Below are 22,368 nucleotides of genomic sequence, written 5' to 3'. Positions count from 1 at the left end.
GGCAATGACGTTGAAAGACCTCATGTCGCCTCGACGCGGAAGGCCGTCACGCCTTGCGCTTGGCCGCTTCCTTCTGCAGGTCCGGCGCGTTGATGGTCGGGATCGCCACCCGGCCCGGGCCGGTATGGGCCAGCGCGGCGACGGCTTTTTCGTTCTCCATGATTTTCGCCATCACGGCCTGACCCGCCCGCTCGAACACCGTGCGGTTCTCGATCAGGAATTTCTGTGATTCGCGCAGTCCCCTGACATAGCCGTTGATCTCCGGGATCACGTAGCGCGCGACCATGTCCCAGCTTCGGCGGGTATTTTCCGGGTTGGCCCAGTCATGCACGAAGCCGATGATGGTACCGACGCCGCCCGAGACCTGCATCAAATTCTTGATGGTTTTGACAAGGTCATCCGGCGTGCCGATGGTGGAGGCAGCGTTCTCGCCGCCGGCGGTTTTCTCAATCGCATCCTCGGGCGAGGTGAACGGCTCCAGCCCCGGCCGCTGCAGCGTGCGGACGTTATATTCGTTGTGCCAGCGCATCAGGCCCGGGCCGGCCTCGCGCTGCGCCTGTTCGCGGGTCTCGGCGATGTGCCAGCTCAGCAGCACGCGCCAGTCGGAACGGCTCACGGTGGTGCCGGCCTTCTTGGCGGCGTCTTCGGCAAAGCCCCACTGCGTCGGCAGCGCCATCAGGCCCTGCGTCGACATCGAGCCGAGCGAGATGATGCCGATGCCGTACTTGCCGGCGAGCGTCATGCCCGACGGCGAGATCTGCGAGGCCACCACGAACGGCATGTCCTCCTGCAGCGGCAGCAATTGCAGCGCGGCGTCCTGCATGGTGAACCAGTCGCTCTTGGCGGTGACGCGCTCGCCCTTGAACAGGCGGCGGATGATCGCGATCGCTTCGTCCTGACGGTCGCGCTGCGTCATCGGATCGATGCCGAGCGTGTGCGCATCGGAGGCCAGTGCGCCCGGGCCGGAACCGAAAATGGCGCGGCCAGCGGTCATCCAGTCGAGCTGCACCATGCGCTGCGCCACGTTGTAGGGGTGGTGATAGGGCAGCGAAACCACGCCGGTGCCGAGCTTGATGCGCTTGGTGCGCTCGCCGGCAGCCGCCAGAAACATTTCCGGCGAGGCGATCATTTCCCAGCCGGAGGAATGGTGCTCGCCGCACCAGAATTCATCGAAGCCGAGCGCGTCGATCTGTTCGACGAAATCGAGATCGCGGCGGAACTGCAGCAGCGGATTTTCACCGATCGGATGATGCGGGGCGAGAAAGGCTCCGAACTTCAGGCGTGCCATGCGTGTTCCTCTCCGGATTTATTTTGCTTTTGGAATTTGCTTAAGCTCACAAACTACGGGGCGGGAAACGGCAAGGCAATGCTCGAAGCCGGGCGGCCAGCGCATGGTTGTCGCGCAAAGTCGGACGGCATGCCGCGGCCCGGAATTCGTGGGTGATTGCTCTCTTGCGGTCCAGTTGCTTATGCGGCGTGCAGGCGTCGCCTGCACTGTCAGGATGGAGCGGCCTCGAGACTAACCTTCCACGTCTCCTTCGCCGACGACAGCGTGATCAGTGTTTCAGTTCGCTCCACGCCGTCCACCGCCTTGATCGTTTCGCTGAGAAACCGTTCGAGATCGCGCGTGGTGCCGACTCGAACTTTCAGAAGGTGATTCCAGGCGCCGGTGACGTGATGGCACTCCAGTACGTCGGGTGAGGCCTTCACCTTCTCCAGAAATATCGCCTCGACCTTCGGGTTGCTCCAGCCCACCATGATAAAGGCGAGCAGATTGAGCCCCGCCGCTTCCGGCGCGACGTGGGCATGAAAGCCCGAAATGATGCCGGACCGGACCAGCCGCTTGATGCGATCGTTGATGGTGGAGACGGCGACGCCGATCTTTTCGCTGAGCGCAGCCAGCGGCTGCCGGTCGTCCTCCTGCAGCAGCATCAGGAGTTGCCGGTCGGTGTCGTCCAGTTTTGCCATCGAGGCCTCGCCCGGAATTTCGCAAGTCTTACGGAATTAGACCGATCTTGCAGGGCCCGCAAAGGCTTTCAGCGACCTTTACAGCCAATCGTCCGATTAATTTCCGGAAAGTGGCACAGAAGCCACAATAAAGACGGGAAACGCGCAACATTGCCGTAATATTTACAGTATGGAACCCGAAGTCCGGTATCGTTCCACAACGTCCCGATGCGTCGGGCCGATTGGAATTGGAAGAGAGAGGCCGGATTAGATGCTGCGCAACCTGCTTATCGGAACGTCATCCTGGATGCTGCTGGGAGCCGCTGCCTCCGCGGCGGACCTGCCGGTATTGACCAAGGCATCGCCGGCGACAGCGCAATCCTGGGCCGGATTCTACCTCGGCATTCATGGCGGCTACGGCTGGGGTGACAACAATTTCAGCCAGACGCTTTTCCCATTGCCTCCCTACGCGGCCGTTCAGGGCTTCAAGTCGCAAGGTGGGCTTTACGGCGCTCAGGCCGGCTACAACTGGCAATTTGGTCGCGCAGTGACCGGGTTCGAAATCGACTTCAGCGCCGCTGACATCAGCGGCAATTCGACGACGGCCGCGCAGGAGTTTCCAGGGCAGGGCACCCTTGCGAGCAACCGATTCGATCGCGTGAAATATCTCGGGACCACGCGGGGCCGGCTGGGTTGGTTGCCGACGGTCAATTTGCTGCTCTACGGCACCGCGGGCGCGGCATGGGCACGAGTCGACGAGGGACGAAATACTTCGGTGGGCCCGCCGATCAATGTCAACGCCTCCGGCAACGCGCCGTTTGATCGGCTCGGCTGGGTCGCGGGCGTCGGCGTCGAGACGATGCTGTTCGGTTCGAGCTGGATCGGGCGTCTCGAATATCTGCATTACGATTTCGGCGCCGTCACGCAAACCGCGAGCCGTATCTCGAGCGTGCCCAATGGATCTTTCTCGGACCATGCAGGCCGACAGACCATCGACACGGTGCGCGCGGCGCTGTCCTACAAATTCGGCGACGCCGGCGCCGCCACGCCCGCGGCGTATGCGAAAGCTCCGGCCGTCGCGGCTGTATCCGGCTGGGCCGGATTCTATCTCGGCGCTCACGGCGGCTATGGCTGGGGTGAAAACAATTTCTCCCTGAATGAAAACGAAGTTCCGCCCGTGCAAATCGACGGTCTTAAATTGAAGGGTGGAGTTTACGGCGGCCATGCCGGTTACAACTGGCAATTCGGCCGCACCGTGACCGGTTTCGAACTCGATTTCAGCGCCGTCGACATCAAGGGCTCGACACAGGTCAATTATTTACTGCCTGCGCCCGGCGCGGTTACGGCAATCTGGGCCAACAAGGTTGAAGCGCTCGGCTCGATCCGCGCTCGGCTGGGTTGGCTGCCGACGGAAAATTTAATGTTCTACGGCACCGCCGGCCTCGGCTGGGAACGACTCGATAGAACGTTTACCCGTTCGACAACGCCTGCAGGTGGCGTGACCACCTCGGTGAGCGCCTCGGCGGCCGACCGCTTCGGCTGGGTCGCCGGCGCCGGCATCGAAGCCATGTTGCCCGGCGGCAACTGGATCGGCCGGCTCGAATATCTGCACTACGGTTTCGGCACGGTTCAGGGCGCGGCCGTCGAAACCGTCGCCGGTGTCAGCACCGTCTCGACGGCCGGTAACCACGGCGTCGACGTTCTGCGCGCCGGCTTGTCCTACAAGTTCGGCGAACCGGCAGCCGCGGCACCGGCGCGTTCTGCCAAGGCTCTTGATACCAAGGCTCCTGTAACGTCGCTTGCAGTTCTGCCGTCGTCGACCTGGGCCGGTTTCTACCTCGGCGCCCATGGCGGCTATGGCTGGAAGGACAACGACTTTACCCAGCGCATTATTGGCGACACGCCGACCGGCGGCATCAAGTCACGCGGCGCGCTCGCTGGTGGCCATGCCGGTTACAACTGGCAGTATGGCCGCGTGGTGACGGGCCTGGAGATCGATTTCAGCCTTGGCGATATCAAGGGGACCTCAACGCCAACCATCAACATCTTTGGCGGCGGCACGCAGACCATCACGCTGTCGGACAAGTTGGAATATTTGGCCGCGGCGCGGACGCGTCTCGGCTGGCTGCCGGCGGATAATTTCTTGCTCTATGCCACTGGCGGTTTTGCGTGGGAGCGGCTGGAGCGATCCCGAGTCATCGCTCAAATCGGCCCGGGAGCACTCACCCAAACGGAGACGGCAACCTCGCCTTCGGACCGCTTCGGGGCGGTGATCGGCGCCGGTGCGGAATGGATGCCGTTTGGGCCGAACTGGGTGGGGCGGGTCGAATACCTGCATTACGATTTCGGCAAGTTTGAGAACGCGAGGACGTTCACTTCGACGGTGCCGGGCGACGTGCCTTTTTCGGAACATCGTGGCCGCCAGACCATCGAGGTGGTTCGCGCCGGCGTTTCCTACAAATTTGGAGCAAATCAGCCTATCGCCGCTCGATATTGAGCATGCCGGCAGAATTGAAAGCAGGGCTGCTTACGTCAGAGGTAATCGCCGGGATAACCAAAGCCTGAGATCGTCGGATGCAAGAGATACAGGACAAGGCTCCTCCTCATGCATCAGATCGTCTCAGCCCCCGTCGATACTTCGCGCCGCTGGTGGGTGCTCGCGACCGTTGTCGCGGCGCAATTCATGTTCGGGGTCGACGCCTTTATCGTCAACGTTGCGATCCCGACGATAGCGACCGAACTGCACGCCAGCGCGGCGCAGATCGAGGCAGTGATTGCGGTCTATCTGATCGCCTATGCCACGCTGGTGATCACCGGCGGGCGGCTCGGCGATATCTACGGCACGCGAAACGTGTTCATCGCGGGCGTGGCGGGCTTCACGGTCACCTCGCTGTGGTGCGCGCTGGCGCTTTCTGGCCCGGAATTGATCGCGGCGCGGCTAGCGCAGGGCGCAACCGCGGCATTGATGGTGCCGCAGGTGCTCGCCACCATTCATCTATTGTTCGCGGATGCCTCGCGCGCCCGCGCCTTCGGCATCTACGGCATCGTACTCGGACTTGCCGGCGCGGCAGGCTTCCTGCTCGGCGGCATCCTGGTGACATCAGACCTCTTAGGGTTCGGCTGGCGTGCGGTGTTTTTCGTCAACGTGCCCTTTGGCGCGATCATCATGGTTGCGGCCTGGAAGATCATGCCGATGGTACCGCGCCGCGCCGGCACGCGGCTGGATATTCCCGGTGCCATCGTGCTGTTTCTCGGCCTGCTATGCCTGATCGGCCCGCTGCTGTTCGGCCACGATCTGCACTGGTTACCCCTGACGTGGCTGGTGATGGCCGCAGGCGTCGGCATTGTCGCCGCGTTCCTGCGGCTGGAGCGCGCGGTTGCCCGCCGCGGCGGCATGCCGCTGATCGATCTCATACTGCTGACGGACAAAGCATTCATGCGCGGGCTTGCCGCGGTGTTCTTTTTCTTCTTCGCCAATCTGTCGTTCTATCTGGTCATGACCATGTTCATGCAGAAGGGGCTGCATATTCCGCCGCTGCAGGCCGGGCTCGTCTTCCTGCCGCTGGCGCTGACCTTCGTGATCGCCTCGCGACATAGTGGAGTGCGCGCCAAACATCGCGGCACGCTGGTGCTGATCGAGGGCTGCGCCGTGCAGATTGCCGGCCTTGCGGCGTTGGTGATGGCGATCGAATGGATCGATATGCCGTCCGCGACGGTTCTTGCCCTGGTGCTGATGATCTTCGGCTACGGCCAGGGGCTCGTCATGGCGCCATTGTCGAGCGCCGTGCTCTCGAGCGTTAAGCCCGTGAGTGCAGGCGCAGCTTCCGGCATCTACGGCACGACAGCGCAGATCGCGAATGCCGCAGGCGTCGCGGCGATCGGCGCGGCATACTTCGCGATCGAATCAAGCCAGTCGAGCCGGCTGGCGCTGTTAGCCGCATTGGCGCTGTTTGCGCTGTCGATTATCGCCTGCGCCGCATTCCTGACATGGATGCGTCGGGTCACGGGATGACAAATTAACGTCATCTGCCAAAATTTGATTGTGGGGAATGACAGTGCACGGCCTTTTTATTTCGCAGTGCAGCAACTATCTGTCAGGTAATGTGATTAAGAACAAACGTCCCACACAATCGCCCCAGGAGCCATCTTGTCGCTCGCGAAGAACGTCGAATTCTTGCGCCATTTCCCGAAGTTGAACGGGTTCAATGGCTTGGGAATCTATGGCCGAACCACTTCGCCGGCGGGGCAGAGCCCGCTCGTTGAGATCAACGGATTCGGCACCAATCCCGGCGCGCTAAAAATGTTCGCCTATGCGCCGGAGCAGTTGCCGCGCGCGTCCGCGCTCGTCGTCGTCCTGCACGGCTGCGGCCAGACCGCAGCGGGCTATGACTTCGGCACCGGCTGGTCGACGCTCGCCAAGCGCTATGGCTTTGCGTTGCTGATGCCCGAACAGCAGGGCGCGAACAACGCCAACACTTGTTTCAACTGGTTCAATCCGGGCGACATCGCGCGCGGCCGCGGCGAAGCCGCGTCGATCCGGCAGATGATCGCGCGGATGGTCGCCGATCACAAAATCGATCCCCGCCGCATTTATGTGACTGGCCTTTCCGCCGGCGGTGCGATGACGTCGGTGATGCTGGCGGTCTATCCGGAAGTGTTCGCGGGCGGCGCCATCATCGCCGGTCTGCCCTACGGCATCGCCAGCAATGTCCGGGAAGCGCTCGGCGGCATGATGCAGTCGACATCGCGCCCCGCCGGCAAGTTGGGCGATCTCGTCCGCAAGGCCTCGAAGCACAGGGGTCCATGGCCGAAAGTGTCGGTGTGGCATGGCAGCGCCGACCGCACGGTGAACCCAGGCAACGCCAACGAAATCGTCAAGCAATGGCTGGACGTGCACGGTCTGCCGTCAGCGCCGATGTCGGCCGGCGATGTCGACGGCCATCCGCGCGAGGTCTGGTGGAACGCCGATGGCGAGACCGTCGTCGAGTCCTACACCATCACCGACATGGCCCACGGCACGCCGCTTGGCCTGGCCGGCAATGACGAGCGCTATGGCGCAGAAGGCGCGTTCCTGATCGAAGCGGGGATCTCGTCGTCCTATCACATCGCAAACTTCTTCGGCCTCACCGAGCGCGTCATCGAGACTGCAAAGCCGGTGGTCAAGGCGACAGTTACGCCGTCGGCTGCTACGGCATCCCTGCAGTCGTCCGATCTCGCCGCCACGCTCTGGTCGAGGACCCACAAGCCGGTTCACCAACCCAAGCCAGCACCGCGCGAACCGAAGCGCCGCGGCATCGATGTCGGTGGCGTCATCACCCGCGCGCTGACGGCCGCGGGGCTGATGAAATAGCGCGTTAGGCGCGCGGTTTCGGTGATCGGTTCGATCGGCGTAACCGCGACGTCGCGGCAGGTGACCCGCCAAGAGACGGCAGGAACTGATGGCTGACATCCATTGAGGCGCGTGCTCTACTGCAGCACCCCGCGGAGGGATTGGCCGTTGATCAGAACAAATTTCTCTTCGGGCTATCCTTACGAGGACGTATACGCGCTATGCGCGCGCCGTTCGCGTCGGAGACCATGTCTTCGCGTCCGGAACGACGGCCCGCGCTCACCACCTCGATGGCGATGCCTATGAGCAGATGATAGCCGCAATCGCCACGGTCGCGATGGCGCTCGGTGAGGCTGGAGCGGAGCTACGTCATGTCGTACGAACCGTTGTCTATGTTCTCGAAATGGCGGATATCCCCCAAGTCGCCCGCGCGCATGAAGAGACATTCGGTCAGTCGCGTCCGGCAAGCACCCTTGTACAGGTCGCCGCTCTAACGCCCGCTCCGGCTCGCATAGAAATCGAAGTGACGGCTATCATTCACGACTGATTCGATCCGCCACTTACCCGCTCCAGTCGCGATTACATCTCGCCGGTGATGAACGGGTTGGTCAGGCGTTCCTGGCCGATGCTGGAGCCGGCGCCATGGCCGCAGATGAAGCCGACATCGTCGCCGAGCGGCAGCAGCTTTTCCTTGATCGAGTTGATCAGCGTGGCGTGGCTGCCGCCGGGCAGATCCGTGCGTCCGACCGAGCCGTTGAACAGCACGTCGCCGACATGGGCGAAGCGCAATTCCTTGTTGAAGAACACCACGCTTCCAGGTGAATGGCCGGGGCAGTGCAGGATGTCGAAGGTGAGATCACCGATCGAGACCTGATCGCCCTCGTCGAGCCAGCGGTCAGGGCCGAAATCGCGCACGCCGGTCATGCCGAAACGCGCGCCACTCGAGACGACATTGTCGAGCAGATACTTGTCGGCGATATGCGGGCCCGCGATCTTTACCTGCAGCGCGTCGCGCAAATCGGCCGCGCCGCCGACATGGTCGATATGGCCGTGGGTGAGCCAGATCTTCTCGACCGTGACGCCGGTCTGCTTGATCGCCTCCAGGATCTTGGGAACGTCGCCGCCGGGGTCGATCACCACGGCCTTCTTGGAAGGCTCGTGCCAGATGATGGTGCAGTTCTGCTCGAACAGCGTCACCGGCACAATCATCGCGCCGGCCTTCGCCTGGGTCTCGGTTTTATCATCCATGGCAGGCACCATATTCTACCTTGAAAAGGGGTCAACACGGACGGGAACCGATATGGGATCCGTTCCAGTCCGTGATAGGTTTGCACGGAAGGAATATCTAGTGGCGAAAGACGGAAATCGCATCGGCGCGGACCGCGATTTCGGCCGGGATGCGCAGGTCATGAACCAAGCCTCCAAATCGCCGCTCGGTGGGATCCGAACGACGGCGCGAGCGTTTTTTGTCAGCGATCGCCTCAATACGTCGGGCCTCGAGCGCGGCGACGTGCTGGCGACGACACCGCTGGCGTTTCGCGTCAATGAAAACGGCGTCGCGGTTCTCTTTCGCTATGGCGTGGTGGTCCTGATCGGGCTGAATGCGCTGGAAGAGGAGGAATTCCTCCGCGGCCTGGACCACCGCATGACGGGGAAGTTTGCGCGGCGCGACGAGGAAATCGCAATCATCGAGCTGGCCCCGGAAAAGGAGGACCAGATTGCACCCGGCGGCCCGATCTGCCTGCAAAGCCTGTCGCCTGACCGGCTGATCCTGATTTGCGAGGCACTGGCGAAGAGCGTCGTCCTGGCCCGGCATGAACGCGAGGTCGCCAGCGTCTTTGATACGACCGAACCGGTCGCGCGGGAACTGGCGCAGAGCGGGCGTATGCGCGGCAGCCGTCGCTCGATCCTGAAAAACATCGGCGGTGCGCTTCTGGTACGGCACCGTGTGTCGGGGCCGGTCGAAGTGGAAGAAAAGCCCGACGTGCTCTGGGACAAGCCGCATCTGGAGCGACTGTATGCCCGGCTGGAGGACGAGTATGAGCTCAAGGAGCGCGCGGAATCGCTGAACGGCAAGCTCGCCGTGTTCGCCGAGAGCGCGCAGGTGCTGACCGATATCATCGACACGCGGCGCTCGTTGCGGCTCGAAGTGATTATCGTGCTTCTGATCCTGTTCGAGGTGATTATTACGATCTATCAGCTCGCCATGGGCCGGCACCCCTGATCTCTGTCGTCCCGGCCAAGCGAAGCGCGAGCCGGGACCCATAAACACAGGCGTGTGTTGTGCGACGGCTGTAGCTCCAGCCTGGCGTAACAACATGCGCCGGTGGCTATGGGTCCCGGCTTTCGCGGGGACGACTCGTTGAGGGGCCTCGCGACGTCAACAACTCACCGCTTGATCTGCGCCTTCAGCGTATCCTCGACCACGCGATCGAACGATGACGCTTTCGGCGCGGCCTTGGCGCGCTGGTCGGCGACGTATTTGTCGCGCTTGGCCACCAGCGCCGACAGTTTGTCGTTGAGCGCCTTGCGCTGGCCCATCTGCTTGTTGACCTCGTCGATGCGCTGTTCGGGCTTCAACGCGCGCAGATTGTCGGGGAGGTCTTCTTCCTTGATGGCGGAAAGCCTGCTGCGGCCGGCGGTGACGTCGGCGACCAGATCGCCATCGCCGGTGACGGCCTCCGACGTCACCTTCGAGCGCTTGTTGAGATAGCTCGCCATCTCCGAGGCCTGCGCGGGCGCAGCGGCGGCGACCTCGGACAATTGCTTGGTCTTGCCTTCGGTGCGCTTCTGCAGGTGTTTCGGTCCGTAAGGGATCACGGTGCCGTTGATCTCCCGCTGCAGGATGATGATCTCCTCGTCGTAAGGCGTTTCGATGATGACGACCTGGCCGCCGTCCTGCGGGATCGGGATGAAGCGGCCGTTGCCGTTCTGGGCGATGTCACGCCACACCCGCTCGGTATCGCGGGCATCGCCGGCCAGCACCGCGTTGACGATGATATCCTTCTGCTTCGCCACTGAAAGCGTGCGCGGATATTTGGTATCCTGCGCGTAATCCATGTGCGGCGGGGCGTCGCCGACCAGGAACACGATCCGCCTGGTATCGCCGCCCGAGGTCCATTGCAGCTTGTTGACGGCGACATCGAGTGCCTCGTTGACGCTTTCCGGCCAGTCGCCGCCGCCGCGAGCCTTGAGTTCCAGAAGGTGGGCGTAGAGATCCTGGATGTCGGTGGTGAGTTCGACCTTCTTGGTCACATAGTCGTCGCCGATGTCGCGATAGGCGACGAGGCCCATGCGGATGTCGGCGTCGGGGTTGGAATCGACGATCGCGGTCGCGATCGACCAGATCTTGCGTTTGGCGCCTTCGAGCAGGCCGCCCATCGAGCCCGTGGTGTCGAGCACGAAGGCGACTTCGACGGCGGGTTTTGCAAGGGCCGGCGACGGGCCGGCGGACAGCGACAGGGCAGTGAGGGCGAGGGCAAAAGCTGATGTAGCGATGCGGGGCATCGTCAGATCTCCTCCAGTGTTTTGTCCCTCAAAGCCAAGGTTCCCTTGGCTTCACGGTGCGCTGAGGTCCAAAAAAGGGCGGGTTACGGACAAATTTGTGGCCGGCTTTGCGCCGGACTTGGCATCGCTGCTGGGTGGTCGTCGTGAAATCGGATAGGGTTCACGATCATGGAATCGCCTGCCCGCCAGATCAGCCTCGTGCCTCCATTGGACCGCCGCCAGTCGGAGACGGCGCTGGCGATCGCACGCGGCACCGCGCGGCTGTTGCGGTCGCTGGGGTTCTCCTGCATCAGCGAATTGCCGCTGCCCTCGGGGCGGCGCGCCGATCTGGTGGCGCTGAACGAGCGCGGCGAAATCTGGATCGTCGAGATCAAGTCATCGGTGGAAGATCTGCGTGCCGACCAGAAATGGCAGGATTACCGGATGCATTGCGACCGGCTGTTCTTTGCCTTCACGCAGGATTTGCCCTGCGAGATTTTCCCCGAAGACACCGGCCTGATCATCGCCGATGCCTATGGCGCCCATCTGCATTGCGAAGCGCCTGAGCATCGCCTGCCCGCGGCAACGCGCAAATCGATGACGGTACGCTTTGCGATGGCCGCGGCGCAGCGGATCAATCGGCTAGTCGATCCGCAGGGGCATGTGGAGTTTTAGAGAAAGGTTCGAATCGGAGCCCGGTGGAGCGGAGCGAAATCCGCGTCGGCCGATCCGCTTGCGAGATTCCCTGATTGCGCTTCGCTCCATCCGGGCTACGCGATCGGAAACCTCAGCGCGGCGCGCGTTTCGCCAGAATCCGTTGCAAGGTGCGGCGGTGCATGTTGAGCCGCCGCGCGGTTTCGGAGACGTTGCGGTTGCACATCTCGTAGATGCGCTGGATGTGTTCCCAGCGCACGCGATCTGCCGACATCGGATTCGACGGCAACTCGGATTTCTCGGTGCCGCTGGCGAGCAGCGCCGCGACGACGTCGTCGGCATCCGCAGGCTTCGAGAGATAATCTACCGCGCCCATCTTCACCGCCGTGACGGCGGTTGCGATGTTGCCGTAGCCGGTCAGCACGATGGTGCGCGCGTCGGGGCGCTTGCGCTTCAGCGCCGAGACCACGTCGAGCCCGTTGCCGTCGCCAAGCCGCAGGTCCACCACCGCGAAGGCCGGTGCGGCCTTGTTGATCTGCGCCAGTCCGTCGGACACCGTGTCGCAGGATGTCACCGCGAAGCCGCGGGTTTCCATCGCGCGCGACAGGCGCTCGAGAAACGGCTTGTCGTCCTCGACGATCAGCAGCGAGCGGTCGGCGAGATCGTTCAGTTCGGCGATGGCGTTCAAAGTCGGGTTCCCCCGGGGTTGCGGATGTAGATCATCATATAGAGCATATGGCGCGGTAGTTTTGCACTGCCAAGGCCCCACAAAGTCGATCGGCTGGCTTTCGCCTAATCCGCTGGGCCTACAGCACTTTCCTCGGCCTCGAAACGGGCGCGGGGCCAGGCGATCTGCACCACGGCGCCGTGATCGGGAAAGGTCCGGTTGGAGAACGAAACCTTGGCGCCGGTCCGTTCCAGCAGCGTGCGGGCGATGAACACGCCAAGGCCGAGGCCTGTGCGTTCGCGGTGGGCCTCATCGGCGCTGCGGCGCCTTGATAAATAGGGTTCTCCGATCCGTTTCAGCATATCGGGCGCGATGCCGGGGCCGTCGTCCGAAATGACGATTACGACCGAATCGGCGTTCCACCAGGCGTTCACCTCCACCGTCGTCCGCGCGAAATCCACGGCATTTTCCAGGATGTTGCCGACGCCGTAGAGGATGGCCGGGTTCCGCGCGACGACCGGTTCCCGCGTGGCTGCGACAGCTAGCCGCACCTTGATGGCGACGCCAAAATCGCGATGCGGCGCCACCGCTTCCTCGATCAGCATCGAGATCGGCATCAGGTCGAACGGCGCGCCGGAGGAGGAAAGCTGGGTGATCTTGGCCAGGATGTCGCGGCAGCGCTGCGCCTGCTCGCGCAGGGTCTTCAGATCGGACGCCAATGAGTCGTTGCCGTCGACCGTCTTTTCCAGCTCCCGCGAAATCAGGAAGATCGTCGACAGCGGCGTGCCGAGCTCATGCGCGGCGGCAGCCGCAAGGCCATCGAGCTGGGTCAAATGCTGCTCGCGCGTCAGCACCAGCTCGGTCGCGGCCAGCGCGTCGGAAAGTTTTCGCGCCTCCTCGGTCGCCTGGAACGCATAGAGGCTGGTGACGCCGATCGCGAGCACGATCGAGAGCCAGACCCCGAACAGATAGATCGGCGGCAGCACCAGCGGGTCTTCGCTGTCCCACGGCAGCGGCAGATGGAAGAACACCAGCGCCGAGGCGCAGGCGACCGCGAGCAGGCCGAGGCCGACCGTCATCCGGATCGGCAGCACCGTCGCCGAGATCAGGACCGGACCAAGGAACAGGAACGAGAACGGGTTCTGCAATCCCCCGGTCAGGAACAGCAGCGCGGCGAGTTCGACGATGTTGAGCGCGAGCAGCGCCGCTGCATAGGCCGGTTCCAGCCGCTGCATCGGGTTGAAGGCGATCTGCAGCGCGAGATTGAGCAGCGCCGAGATGCCGACGATGGCGACGCAGGCAATGACGGGAAAGGCGAATTCCAGCCCATGCGCCACGATGAAAATCGCGGTGAGCTGGCCGAGCGCGGCCAGCCAGCGCAGCCGGAGGATCGTATCGAGACGGACATAGCGGTGCGGCAGGCGGAAATCGGAGGCGGCGACGTCGGTCATATCTGGAGTTTAGCCGTGCGGGCGTATGATCACAAATTCGCGCGGTCAGGTTCGCTTTCTCCGTCATGGCCGGGCATAGCCGTCCGGAAGGACGGCGTCGCTGCCGCTCGCCTATGCCCGGCCATCCACGTCTTTACTTGCCGACAGATCGAAAGGAAGTGGATGCCCGGGACAAGCCCGGCCATGACGACCTTGCATGACGAGGTTCTTGCGCTCACCCCCGTGATGGCCCAATGAACGGGCAGTCATGGACAATAGTGAGACAGCGCCAGCAAAGCCTCCCGCGGCCGGGCCGGAAAGGTCCGCCGCGATCGACGTCGCGCATCTCATAAAACTCTACAAGACCACCCGCGCAGTGGATGACGTGTCGTTCCGGATCGCGCGCGGCAGCATCACCGGCCTGCTCGGCGGCAATGGCGCCGGCAAGACCACGACGATCGCCATGATCATGGGACTGGTGCTGCCGACCTCGGGGCGCGTCCAGGTGCTCGGTCATGCGATGCCGGAGGGAAGCGCCGAGGTGCTCGGCCGGATGAATTTCGAGAGCCCCTATGTCGACATGCCGATGCGGCTCACGGTGCGGCAGAACCTCACCATCTTCGGCCGGCTTTATGCGGTGCAGAATCTCGCCGAGCGCATCGAACAGCTCGCGTCCGACCTCGATCTCAAGGAATTTCTCGATCGCGCCAACGGAAAACTCTCGGCCGGCCAGAAGACCCGCGTCGCGCTGGCGAAAGCGCTGATCAACCAGCCCGAGCTGCTGCTGCTCGACGAGCCGACGGCCTCGCTCGATCCTGATACCGCCGACTGGGTGCGGCAGCATCTGGCGAACTACCGCAAGACCCATGACGCCACCATCCTGCTGGCGTCGCACAACATGCTGGAAGTGGAGCGGCTGTGCGACCGCGTCATCATCATGAAGCGCGGCCGCATCGAGGATGACGACAGCCCCGACCAGATCATGGCGCGCTACAACCGCACCACGCTGGAAGACGTATTCCTCGACGTCGCGCGCGGCCGGGTGCGGGAGGAGACGCCATGAGCGAGGTCGCCCGCGAGACCGCCGCCCATTACGCCATTTCCTGGCATCGCATCCAGGCGATGGTGCTGCGCTACTGGTATCTTCTGATGTCGTCCTGGCCGCGGCTGTTGGAGCTGATCTACTGGCCGGCGCTGCAGATCATCACCTGGGGCTTTCTGCAGAGCTACATTTCGCAGAACGACGGCTTCTTTGCGCGTGCCGGCGGCACGCTGATCGGGGCGGTGATCCTGTGGGACATCCTGTTTCGCGGCCAGCTCGGCTTCTCGATCTCGTTTCTCGAGGAGATGTGGGCGCGCAACCTCGGCAACCTGATGATGAGCCCGCTGAAACCGATCGAATTCCTGATTTCGCTGATGATCATGAGCCTGATCCGGCTCGCGATCGGCGTCATCCCGATGACGCTGCTGGCGCTGTTCTTCTTCGATTTCAACTTCTTCGCGATCGGGCTGCCGCTGATCGCGTTCTTCTGCAACCTGATCTTCACGAGCTGGTCGGTCGGAATTTTCGTATCCGGCCTGGTGCTGCGCAACGGCCTCGGCGCCGAGAGCATCGTCTGGACCTTGATGTTCGGCCTGATGCCGCTCGCCTGCATCTATTACCCGGTCGCGGTGCTGCCCGGCTGGCTGCAGTATATCGCCTGGACGCTGCCGCCGACCTATGTGTTCGAGGGCATGCGCGCGCTCCTGATTGATCACGTCTTCAGGGCCGACCTGATGGTCTGGTCGCTTGGCATCAACGTGGTGCTGTTCGTTGCCTCCTTTGCGATCTTCCTTGCCCTTTTGCGCAGCGCCAAACATCACGGATCTTTGCTCGGGGGTGGCGAATAAGTCACAGTTTCCCGTGGTTTTCCGGGGTTTTGCGTCCCTTATACATCTGGATAGGCGCGTTCGGTGCATTGACGCATTATTACGCATTCTGCACTATGCTGCGGCGCAAACAGAGGTCAGAAATAAAATGCCGATTGGTGAGTTTGGCGGCGCACCGCCCCTAGTGGCCGAAGGCAGTCCGGCGCTCACGACGCCGATGTACTGGATGTACGAGATGGGTCACGCGTCGCTCAACCCGGCACGCGCCGTGACCGATGCCACCAAAATCCTGTTTCAAAACCCGCTGAATCCCTGGTCGCACACCGAATTCGGCAAATCGATCGCCGCGGCCTGCGAATTGTTCGAGCGCACCACGCGCCGCTACGGCAAGCCCGAATGGGGTCTCGACACCACCGAAGTCAACGGCGTCCGCACGCCGGTCGAAGTCCGCTCGATCTGGGAAAAGCCGTTCTGCCGTCTGCTGCATTTCGATCGCAAGCTGACCCGGCCGCTGCGCAGCCCGCATCCGCGCGTGCTGATCGTGGCGCCGATGTCCGGCCATTACGCGACGCTGCTGCGCGGCACGGTCGAGGCGTTCCTGCCGACGCATGAAGTCTACATCACCGACTGGTCCGACGCGCGGATGGTTCCTCTCACCGAGGGCCGCTTCGATCTCGATGACTATGTCGATTACGTCATCGAGATGCTGCACGTGCTCGGCGGCAACATGCATGTAATCGCGGTGTGCCAGCCTTCGGTGCCGGTGGTGGCGGCGGTCTCCGTGATGGAAGCCGCGCGCGATCCCTTCGTGCCGCTGTCAATGACGCTGATGGGCGGTCCGATCGATACCCGCCGCAATCCCACGTCAGTGAACAACCTCGCGGCCGAGCGCGGCATCGAATGGTTCCGCAACCATGTCATCACCAAGGTGCCGTTCCCGCATCCCGGCGTGATGCGCGACGTCTATCCGGGCTTTTTGCAGCTCTCGGGCTTCATCACCATGAATCTCGATCGCCATACCGACGCGCACAAGGCCCTGTTCAACAATCTGGTGAAGGGCGACGGCGACATGGTCGACAAGCACCGCGAATTCTATGACGAGTATCTCGCGGTGATGGATCTGACGGCGGAGTATTACCTGCAGACCGTCGACGTCGTCTTCGTCAAGCACGCACTGCCCAAGGGCGAGATGACCCATCGCGGCAAGCCGGTCGATCCGTCGCAGATCCGCCGCGTGGCGCTGATGACGGTGGAAGGCGAGAAAGACGACATCTCCGGGCTCGGTCAGACCGAAGCGACGCACGCATTGTGCCCGCATATTCCCGATCATCGACGTGTGCATTACGTGCAGAAGGGTGTCGGCCATTACGGCGTGTTCAACGGATCGCGATTCCGTTCCGAAATCGTGCCGCGCATCTCCGATTTCATGATGTCGGCGGCCAATACCAAGATTTCAGCGGCTACTACCAAGCCAACATTGGTCCGTGCAGCCGAATAGTGCCCGGGCGGCATCGATTCCGGGTCGCCTATAAGTTGCTGAGAAGATTCAAACATTCCGGATTCCGGTCGAATCAAGCGGTGAGTTCAGACTCATTCCTTGAGGCCGTTTTTGACCCCCGGTTCCAGCCGAAATTTTGGGCTCCAGCCCCATTCCCTAGAGGCGATTTGCCGCCAAGCCCCTGTATATTGGGCAAATGATTTGTTTTTGCGCCGAGCAATTTAGATGCGATTTCCCTGGCGGCGGATATGGCAGAATCCGGGCGAACTCCTACTCCCCGGACTCCAAGACATGGCTACTCGCGCCCTCCTTTATCGGCGGCCCGCCGAACCCGCGACTCTTTTGGTCAAGCACGGCTCGCAAGTCTTTGCGATCAGGCTGCGCCGGCACCGCCGCGCGCGGCGATACACCTTGCGCATTCATCCAACGGATCGCGAAGCCATCCTGACGATGCCGCCGCGCGGCACGATCATGGAAGCCAAGGATTTTGCGCAGCTTCACGGCGGCTGGATCGCCGCCCGTCTCGGCCGTCTGCCGAAGGCCGCACCGTTTCAGGCCGGCACTGTCATACCGTTGCGCGGTGTGCCGCACCGGATCGTGCATCGCGCGGGCGAGCGCGGCACGGTGTGGACTGAAACCCGCGACAGCGGCGAGAAGATTTTGTGTGTGGCCGGCGATTTCGAACACATGGACCGGCGCGTCCACGACTTTCTCAAGCGCGAAGCGCGCAAAGATCTGCACAAGGCATCGCTCGCCTACGCGGCGGATCTCGGTGTGCGGGTCAGGCGGGTGTCGATCCGCGACCAGTCGAGCCGCTGGGGTTCATGCACCTCGGCCGGATCGCTGTCGTATTCCTGGCGATTGATCCTCGCGCCGCCCTATGTGCTGGACTATCTCGCCGCCCATGAAGTCGCCCATCTCGTCGAGATGAACCACTCGCCCAGGTTCTGGCGCGTCGTGGATCGTATTTGCGACCATGTCGAACGCGCCAAGCGCTGGCTCGACACCTACGGCAACGATTTGCATCGCTACGGGGTCGAGGATTAGTTCTGTCGTCGCCGCATATCGCGGTGTCGTCACCCGCGAAGGCGGGTGACCCAGTATTCCAGAGACGTCAGCGATAATCCAAGAGGCCGCGGCGTACTGGATACCCCGCTTTCGCGGGGTATGACGGCTTGTGGTGGTCGCGAGATTACCGCCTACCTCCCAAACAGCCGATCCACCAGCCAGCCATCCAGTCCCGCCGCGGCTTCCGGCCGCGCTGACGGATTCGGCGGCGGCGCGGGCGTTCGTGCCGGTGGCGGTCGATATCCGCCGCCCTGGGGGACCTGCGCCGACGGGGCAGGCGCGGCGCTGACCTGCGACGCGGTCTGGAACAGGTTCGATATGAAGCCGCCGCGCTGCGCGTTCGGCAGGCTCGCCACCGGAACGCCCTGATGCGCCGTGCGCATGAAGCGGGTCCACACTTCCACCGGCAGGCCGCCGCCGGTGGCCTTCCTGGTCGGCGAGTTATCGTCATTGCCGAGCCAGACGCCGGTGACGAGGTTCGCCGTGTAGCCGATAAACCAGGCGTCGCGGAAATCCTGGCTGGTGCCGGTCTTGCCGGCGGCCATCCAGCCCGGAATCTCCGCCTTGCGCGCCGTGCCGGACAGCAGGGTTTCCAGCATCATCGTGTTCATCATCGCGGCATGGCGCGGCTCGATCACCTGGCCGAGCCGGTCGGGCTGCCGCACATACAGCACCTTGCCCTCATGGGTACGGATCTTGGTCACGACATGCGGGGAGACGCCGAGCCCGCCATTGGCAAAGGGTGCATAGGCGCCGACCAGTTCGATGACCGAGACTTCCGAGGTACCGAGCGCGATCGAAGGATTGGCCTCGAGCTTCGATGAAATCCCCAGCCGGTGCGCGGTCCGCACCACGTTCTTTGGCCCGACCTCGAGGCCGAGCCGCACCGCGACCGTGTTGAGCGACATCGCCAGCGCCTGTGTCAGCGTCACCGAGCCGAAATATTCATGGGTGTAGTTCTCAGGTTTCCAGCCCTTGAGATCGAGCGGCGCGTCCTGGCGGATCGTTTCCGGCGTCAGGCCGCCTTCGATCGCCGTCAGATAGATGAACGGCTTGAACGCCGAGCCGGGCTGGCGTTTGGCCGTCACCGCGCGGTTGTACTGGCTGTCGGCATAGTTCCGCCCGCCGACCATGGCGCGCACCGCGCCTTCGGGCGTCATCGCCACCAGCGCGCCTTGCGTGACATTGAATTTCACGCTCTTTGCGGCGAGCTCGTCGATGATGGCGGCTTCCGCGACGCTCTGCAGTTTCGGATCGATCGTGGTCTCGACCACGATGCTCTGGTCGATCTGGCCGACGAGATCGTCGAGCACCTCGCCGATCCAGTCGGCGACGTAATTGACCGTGCCGGCGCCGGCCGGCTTCACCTTGTAGGAGGGATGTCCGATCGAGGCCTTGGCCTGGGCGGCGCTGATGAATTTGCCCTCCGCCATCGCCGCGAGCACGATCTGAGCGCGCGCCTCTGCGCCTTCGGGGTTGCGGTTCGGCGCCAGCCGCGACGGCGATTTGACGAGGCCCGCCAGCATCGCGGCTTCCGCAACCGTGACGTTCTTGGCGGATTTGCCGAAATAGCGTTGCGAAGCCGCCTCGACGCCATAGGCGCCGGAGCCGAAATAGACGCGGTTGAGGTAGAGCTCGAGAATTTCGTTCTTGGAGTGCTTGCGCTCCAGCCACAGCGCCAGCTCCACCTCCTGCAGCTTGCGCGCCATGGTGCGTTCCTGGGTCAGGAACAGGTTTTTCGCGAGCTGCTGCGTCAGCGTCGAGCCGCCCTGCGACACGCCGCGATGCAGGATGTTGGCGACCGCCGCGCGCGCGATGCCGATGGGATCGATGCCGTAATGCGAATAGAAGCGGCGATCCTCGATGGCGATGAACGCCTTCGGCAGATAAGGCGGCAGATCCTTCAGCGCGACATTGGTGCCGGCCATTTCGCCGCGCGAGGCCAGCAGGCTGCCGTCGACGCCGACAATCTGAATGGTCGGCGGGCGCTTTGGAATTTCCAGCGACTGGATCGCCGGCAGATGCGCGCCGACCCAGACCACGACGCCGATGATCGCGATCGCGGTCCACAGGCCGAGCACCGCGCCCCAATAGATCAGCCGGCCGAACCTGATCCGGCCGCGTGATTTCGCGCGCCGCTTGGCGCCGCCCTTAGCCGCGCGCGGCTTCCTCTCGCGCGGCGGCGGCTCGTCGTCGTCCTCTTCGTGCTTGCGCTTGGGCACTGGTTTCTTCGGTTTGTCGTCGTCGACGGCGGCGGGGATGCGATCCTCGGGAGAGAGGCGCAGATCGGCGAGCGCTGCCGGAAGCCCAAACAGCGGCTCCTCGCGTCCGCCGCGCTTTTTCCGTCCCCACGCCATGACAAACGCCGTTCACACCCGTCTCACCGCACGCTACCGGGGGCTGTTTAAGGGACGGTTACGGAAAGGTTAACGCGGGATTAGGAGGTGCGGCGGGGTCCATATTAGGATGGCTGCAAACCACAGCATTCTCAGGGAAAAACCGCATGGGCCACATCGATCCGACGAGGGAAGTATTCGCGCAATTCAGGGCCAATGACCGGCCGGGTCCGATCCACATGCTCAACCTGGTTCGTTTGCGCGCGCAGGCCGCCTATCCCGACGGCCGCAAGGCGACGGGCGCGGAGGCCTACGCGGCCTATGGGCGCGAAAGCGGCCCGGTATTCGAACGGCTCGGCGGCCGCATCGTCTGGCAGGGCAGGTTCGAACTGATGCTGATCGGACCCGAGGCGGAGCGCTGGGACCACTGCTTCATCGCCGAATATCCAAGCGTCGCGGCGTTCGCCGAGATGATCCGCGATCCCGTCTACCGCGAAGCGGTGAAGCACCGCCAGGCCGCGGTGGAGGATTCCCGCCTGATCCGGCACGCGGTGCTGCCGGCCGGCAAGACGTTTGGGGAGATACCGGAGTAGGGTTTGAAAAAAATCGGCGGCCCCGAGGGGCCGCCGATCGCTTCTTTCCGCCGATCGTTTCGATTAGGTCGCCGCGACTAACCCGCAGGACCTGCGTCCTCAAGGATCGGGCCGAACAATTCCCAGCGCTCGCCGTTGAACTTCATCAGCTGCAGCTGCTTGTTGACGCGGTAGTCGGTGGGGCTGGTGTTGATCTTCATGCCGGGCAGGCCGAGATCGAGCACGACGTCCTTCAGGTTGGCGGCCTGCCTCATCACGTTCTCACGTGTCAGGTCGTCGCCGCACTGCTTGAGTACCTGCACCAGCAGCTGCGCAGTCGAATAACCGTAGGTGTTGACGGTGTTCATCTTGTCGCCGTCGGGGAAGTACTTCGTCATGAAGTCGAGATACTTCTTCAGGCCGGGATCGTCCTTCCATGTCGGATCGGCCGGATCCTTACCGTACTGGACGCTGATCACACCCTTCGACGCTTCGAGGCCGGCGGGTTGCAGCGTGGCGCTCACCGGGCTCGCGTTGATGTCGACGATATGGACCGGCTTCCAGCCAAGCTCGTGGATCTTGCGGATCGCCTGAGCGGCCTGCTTCGGCGTCGAGGCGCTGTAGAACAGATCCGCGCCGGCGTCCTTGATCTTCAGCACCTGCGAATCGATGGTGGGATCGGAAACTTCGTAGGAAGCTTCTGCGACGACCATCTTCGATGCCTTGTCGCCAAGGCCCGCCTTCAGCCCGTTGATGTAATCCTTACCGAGATCGTCATTCTGATAAAGAATGCCGATCTTCGCGCTCGGATACTCCTTCAGAATGAACTGGCCGTAGATTTTGCCCTCGACGAAATAGTTGGGGTTGTAGCCCATGGTCCAGGGGAAGTTCTTGGGATCGGTGAACTTCGAGGCGCCGGTGGCGGCGAACAGCTGCGGCACCTTCTTGGTGTTGAGATACTTCTGCACGGCGGCGTTGGCCGCGGTGCCGATGACCTGGAAGGTCAGGAGGACCTCGTCGCCTTCCACCAGCTTGCGGATCTGCTCGACCGTCTTCGGCGGCGAATAGGCGTCGTCATACTGGATCAGGTTGACCTTTCGGCCGTTGATGCCGCCCTGATCGTTGATCATCTTCATGTAAGCTGCCTGCGTCTTGCCGATATTGGCATAGACGGAATAGGCGCCGGAGAACGGCACGGTCTGGCCGATCTTGATCTCGGTATCGGTCGCGCCGGTATCGTATTTTTTCTGGGCCTGGGCCGACGAGACCGACAGCGCAACCGCAAGCGCCGTGCCGGTGACCAGATGGAAAATACTCTTCCTCATAATGCTGCGTTCCTCATGTGTTCATGATTGAGCCGATGATCTTGCCGCGGGCTGGATTTGGCTGGCGGCGTCATCGCTGCCACAATAGTGGCGGAAGCCATATTGCAATGCAAGGTATCCAACATCCGGGTTTCGGGTATCGGTTCCGTTTGCTCAAAAAGAGTCCATACCTGGTGTCAGCCGCAAA

General features: G+C 62.9%; 18 protein-coding genes and 1 pseudogene. 11 read left to right on the top strand and 8 right to left on the bottom strand.

What is annotated here, in order from left to right:
- Positions 1 to 46: 46 nt before the first annotated feature.
- Both V1286_RS33365 and V1286_RS33360 read right to left on the bottom strand, forming a co-directional pair.
- Complete coding sequence (locus tag V1286_RS33365; RefSeq protein ID WP_334487205.1) at positions 47 to 1,288, bottom strand: LLM class flavin-dependent oxidoreductase; 1,242 nt, start codon at positions 1,286 to 1,288, stop codon at positions 47 to 49.
- A gap of 209 nt (positions 1,289 to 1,497) precedes the next feature.
- Positions 1,498 to 1,968 (bottom strand): Lrp/AsnC family transcriptional regulator, encoded by a 471-nt coding sequence (locus V1286_RS33360; RefSeq protein WP_108512562.1) that lies wholly within the window; start codon positions 1,966 to 1,968, stop codon positions 1,498 to 1,500.
- Positions 1,969 to 2,218: 250 nt separating this feature from the next.
- Between V1286_RS33360 and V1286_RS33355 the strand changes: the two genes are divergently transcribed.
- The 4 genes from V1286_RS33355 (at position 2,219) to V1286_RS33340 (ending at position 7,823) form a co-directional block, all read left to right on the top strand.
- Positions 2,219 to 4,444 (top strand): outer membrane protein, encoded by a 2,226-nt coding sequence (locus V1286_RS33355; RefSeq protein ID WP_334487203.1) that lies wholly within the window; start codon positions 2,219 to 2,221, stop codon positions 4,442 to 4,444.
- 108 nt (positions 4,445 to 4,552) lie between these two features.
- The gene (locus V1286_RS33350; RefSeq protein ID WP_334487202.1) at positions 4,553 to 5,959 is read left to right on the top strand and encodes an MFS transporter; all 1,407 of its coding nucleotides are present in this window, start codon (positions 4,553 to 4,555) and stop codon (positions 5,957 to 5,959) included.
- A gap of 135 nt (positions 5,960 to 6,094) precedes the next feature.
- Positions 6,095 to 7,297 carry an extracellular catalytic domain type 1 short-chain-length polyhydroxyalkanoate depolymerase gene (locus V1286_RS33345; RefSeq protein ID WP_334487201.1) on the top strand — a complete coding sequence of 401 codons (1,203 nt, stop codon included), beginning with the start codon at positions 6,095 to 6,097 and terminating at the stop codon, positions 7,295 to 7,297.
- A 160-nt stretch (positions 7,298 to 7,457) separates the two neighbouring features.
- The gene (locus tag V1286_RS33340; RefSeq protein ID WP_334490072.1) at positions 7,458 to 7,823 is read left to right on the top strand and encodes a Rid family hydrolase; all 366 of its coding nucleotides are present in this window, start codon (positions 7,458 to 7,460) and stop codon (positions 7,821 to 7,823) included.
- Between the two features lie 32 nt (positions 7,824 to 7,855).
- Here the strand turns inward: V1286_RS33340 and V1286_RS33335 are convergent, their stop codons facing one another.
- Complete coding sequence (locus V1286_RS33335) at positions 7,856 to 8,524, bottom strand: MBL fold metallo-hydrolase (protein WP_334487200.1); 669 nt, start codon at positions 8,522 to 8,524, stop codon at positions 7,856 to 7,858.
- A 160-nt stretch (positions 8,525 to 8,684) separates the two neighbouring features.
- Between V1286_RS33335 and V1286_RS33330 the strand changes: the two genes are divergently transcribed.
- The gene (locus V1286_RS33330) at positions 8,685 to 9,500 is read left to right on the top strand and encodes an RMD1 family protein (RefSeq protein ID WP_334490069.1); all 816 of its coding nucleotides are present in this window, start codon (positions 8,685 to 8,687) and stop codon (positions 9,498 to 9,500) included.
- A gap of 164 nt (positions 9,501 to 9,664) precedes the next feature.
- Here the strand turns inward: V1286_RS33330 and V1286_RS33325 are convergent, their stop codons facing one another.
- Entirely contained in the window at positions 9,665 to 10,783 is a 1,119-nt protein-coding gene (locus V1286_RS33325; RefSeq protein ID WP_334487198.1) for a vWA domain-containing protein, read from the bottom strand.
- A 168-nt stretch (positions 10,784 to 10,951) separates the two neighbouring features.
- On the opposite strand from V1286_RS33325, the gene V1286_RS33320 reads away from it, so the two are divergent.
- The gene (locus V1286_RS33320) at positions 10,952 to 11,437 is read left to right on the top strand and encodes an MmcB family DNA repair protein (RefSeq protein WP_334487197.1); all 486 of its coding nucleotides are present in this window, start codon (positions 10,952 to 10,954) and stop codon (positions 11,435 to 11,437) included.
- A 112-nt stretch (positions 11,438 to 11,549) separates the two neighbouring features.
- On the opposite strand, the gene V1286_RS33315 is transcribed toward V1286_RS33320, so the two are convergent.
- Together V1286_RS33315 and V1286_RS33310 are read right to left on the bottom strand one after the other, a co-directional pair.
- Positions 11,550 to 12,104 carry an ActR/PrrA/RegA family redox response regulator transcription factor gene (locus V1286_RS33315; protein ID WP_057852373.1) on the bottom strand — a complete coding sequence of 185 codons (555 nt, stop codon included), beginning with the start codon at positions 12,102 to 12,104 and terminating at the stop codon, positions 11,550 to 11,552.
- A gap of 104 nt (positions 12,105 to 12,208) precedes the next feature.
- A complete protein-coding gene (locus tag V1286_RS33310) occupies positions 12,209 to 13,534 on the bottom strand; it encodes an ActS/PrrB/RegB family redox-sensitive histidine kinase (protein ID WP_334487196.1) in 1,326 nt (441 codons plus the stop codon).
- Between the two features lie 247 nt (positions 13,535 to 13,781).
- On the opposite strand from V1286_RS33310, the gene V1286_RS33305 reads away from it, so the two are divergent.
- From V1286_RS33305 to V1286_RS33290, 4 genes and pseudogenes are all read left to right on the top strand, one after another.
- Positions 13,782 to 14,576: an ABC transporter ATP-binding protein gene (locus tag V1286_RS33305; RefSeq protein ID WP_334487195.1), complete on the top strand. Its 795-nt coding sequence runs from the start codon at positions 13,782 to 13,784 to the stop codon at positions 14,574 to 14,576.
- Positions 14,573 to 15,403, top strand: a complete 831-nt coding sequence (locus tag V1286_RS33300; RefSeq protein WP_334487193.1) for an ABC transporter permease — start codon at positions 14,573 to 14,575, stop codon at positions 15,401 to 15,403. Before V1286_RS33305 ends, V1286_RS33300 begins: the two co-directional genes overlap by 4 nt.
- A gap of 127 nt (positions 15,404 to 15,530) precedes the next feature.
- Entirely contained in the window at positions 15,531 to 16,880 is a 1,350-nt protein-coding gene (locus V1286_RS33295; RefSeq protein WP_334487191.1) for a polyhydroxyalkanoate depolymerase, read from the top strand.
- Positions 16,881 to 17,076: 196 nt separating this feature from the next.
- Positions 17,077 to 17,927: pseudogene (locus V1286_RS33290) on the top strand (M48 family metallopeptidase).
- 152 nt (positions 17,928 to 18,079) lie between these two features.
- On the opposite strand, the gene V1286_RS33285 reads toward V1286_RS33290, so the two are convergent.
- A complete protein-coding gene (locus tag V1286_RS33285; RefSeq protein ID WP_334487189.1) occupies positions 18,080 to 20,305 on the bottom strand; it encodes a transglycosylase domain-containing protein in 2,226 nt (741 codons plus the stop codon).
- Between the two features lie 146 nt (positions 20,306 to 20,451).
- On the opposite strand from V1286_RS33285, the gene V1286_RS33280 reads away from it, so the two are divergent.
- A complete protein-coding gene (locus tag V1286_RS33280) occupies positions 20,452 to 20,877 on the top strand; it encodes a DUF1330 domain-containing protein (protein ID WP_334487188.1) in 426 nt (141 codons plus the stop codon).
- A 77-nt stretch (positions 20,878 to 20,954) separates the two neighbouring features.
- Here V1286_RS33280 and V1286_RS33275 read toward each other — a convergent pair whose 3' ends face one another.
- Positions 20,955 to 22,181 (bottom strand): ABC transporter substrate-binding protein, encoded by a 1,227-nt coding sequence (locus V1286_RS33275; protein WP_334487186.1) that lies wholly within the window; start codon positions 22,179 to 22,181, stop codon positions 20,955 to 20,957.
- Positions 22,182 to 22,368 lie beyond the last annotated feature (187 nt).

The organism is Bradyrhizobium algeriense, assembly GCF_036924595.1.
Taxonomy (GTDB): domain Bacteria; phylum Pseudomonadota; class Alphaproteobacteria; order Rhizobiales; family Xanthobacteraceae; genus Bradyrhizobium; species Bradyrhizobium algeriense.
Note: the sequence above shows the minus strand (reverse complement) of the source record. Positions and strands in the feature narration are given on the sequence as shown.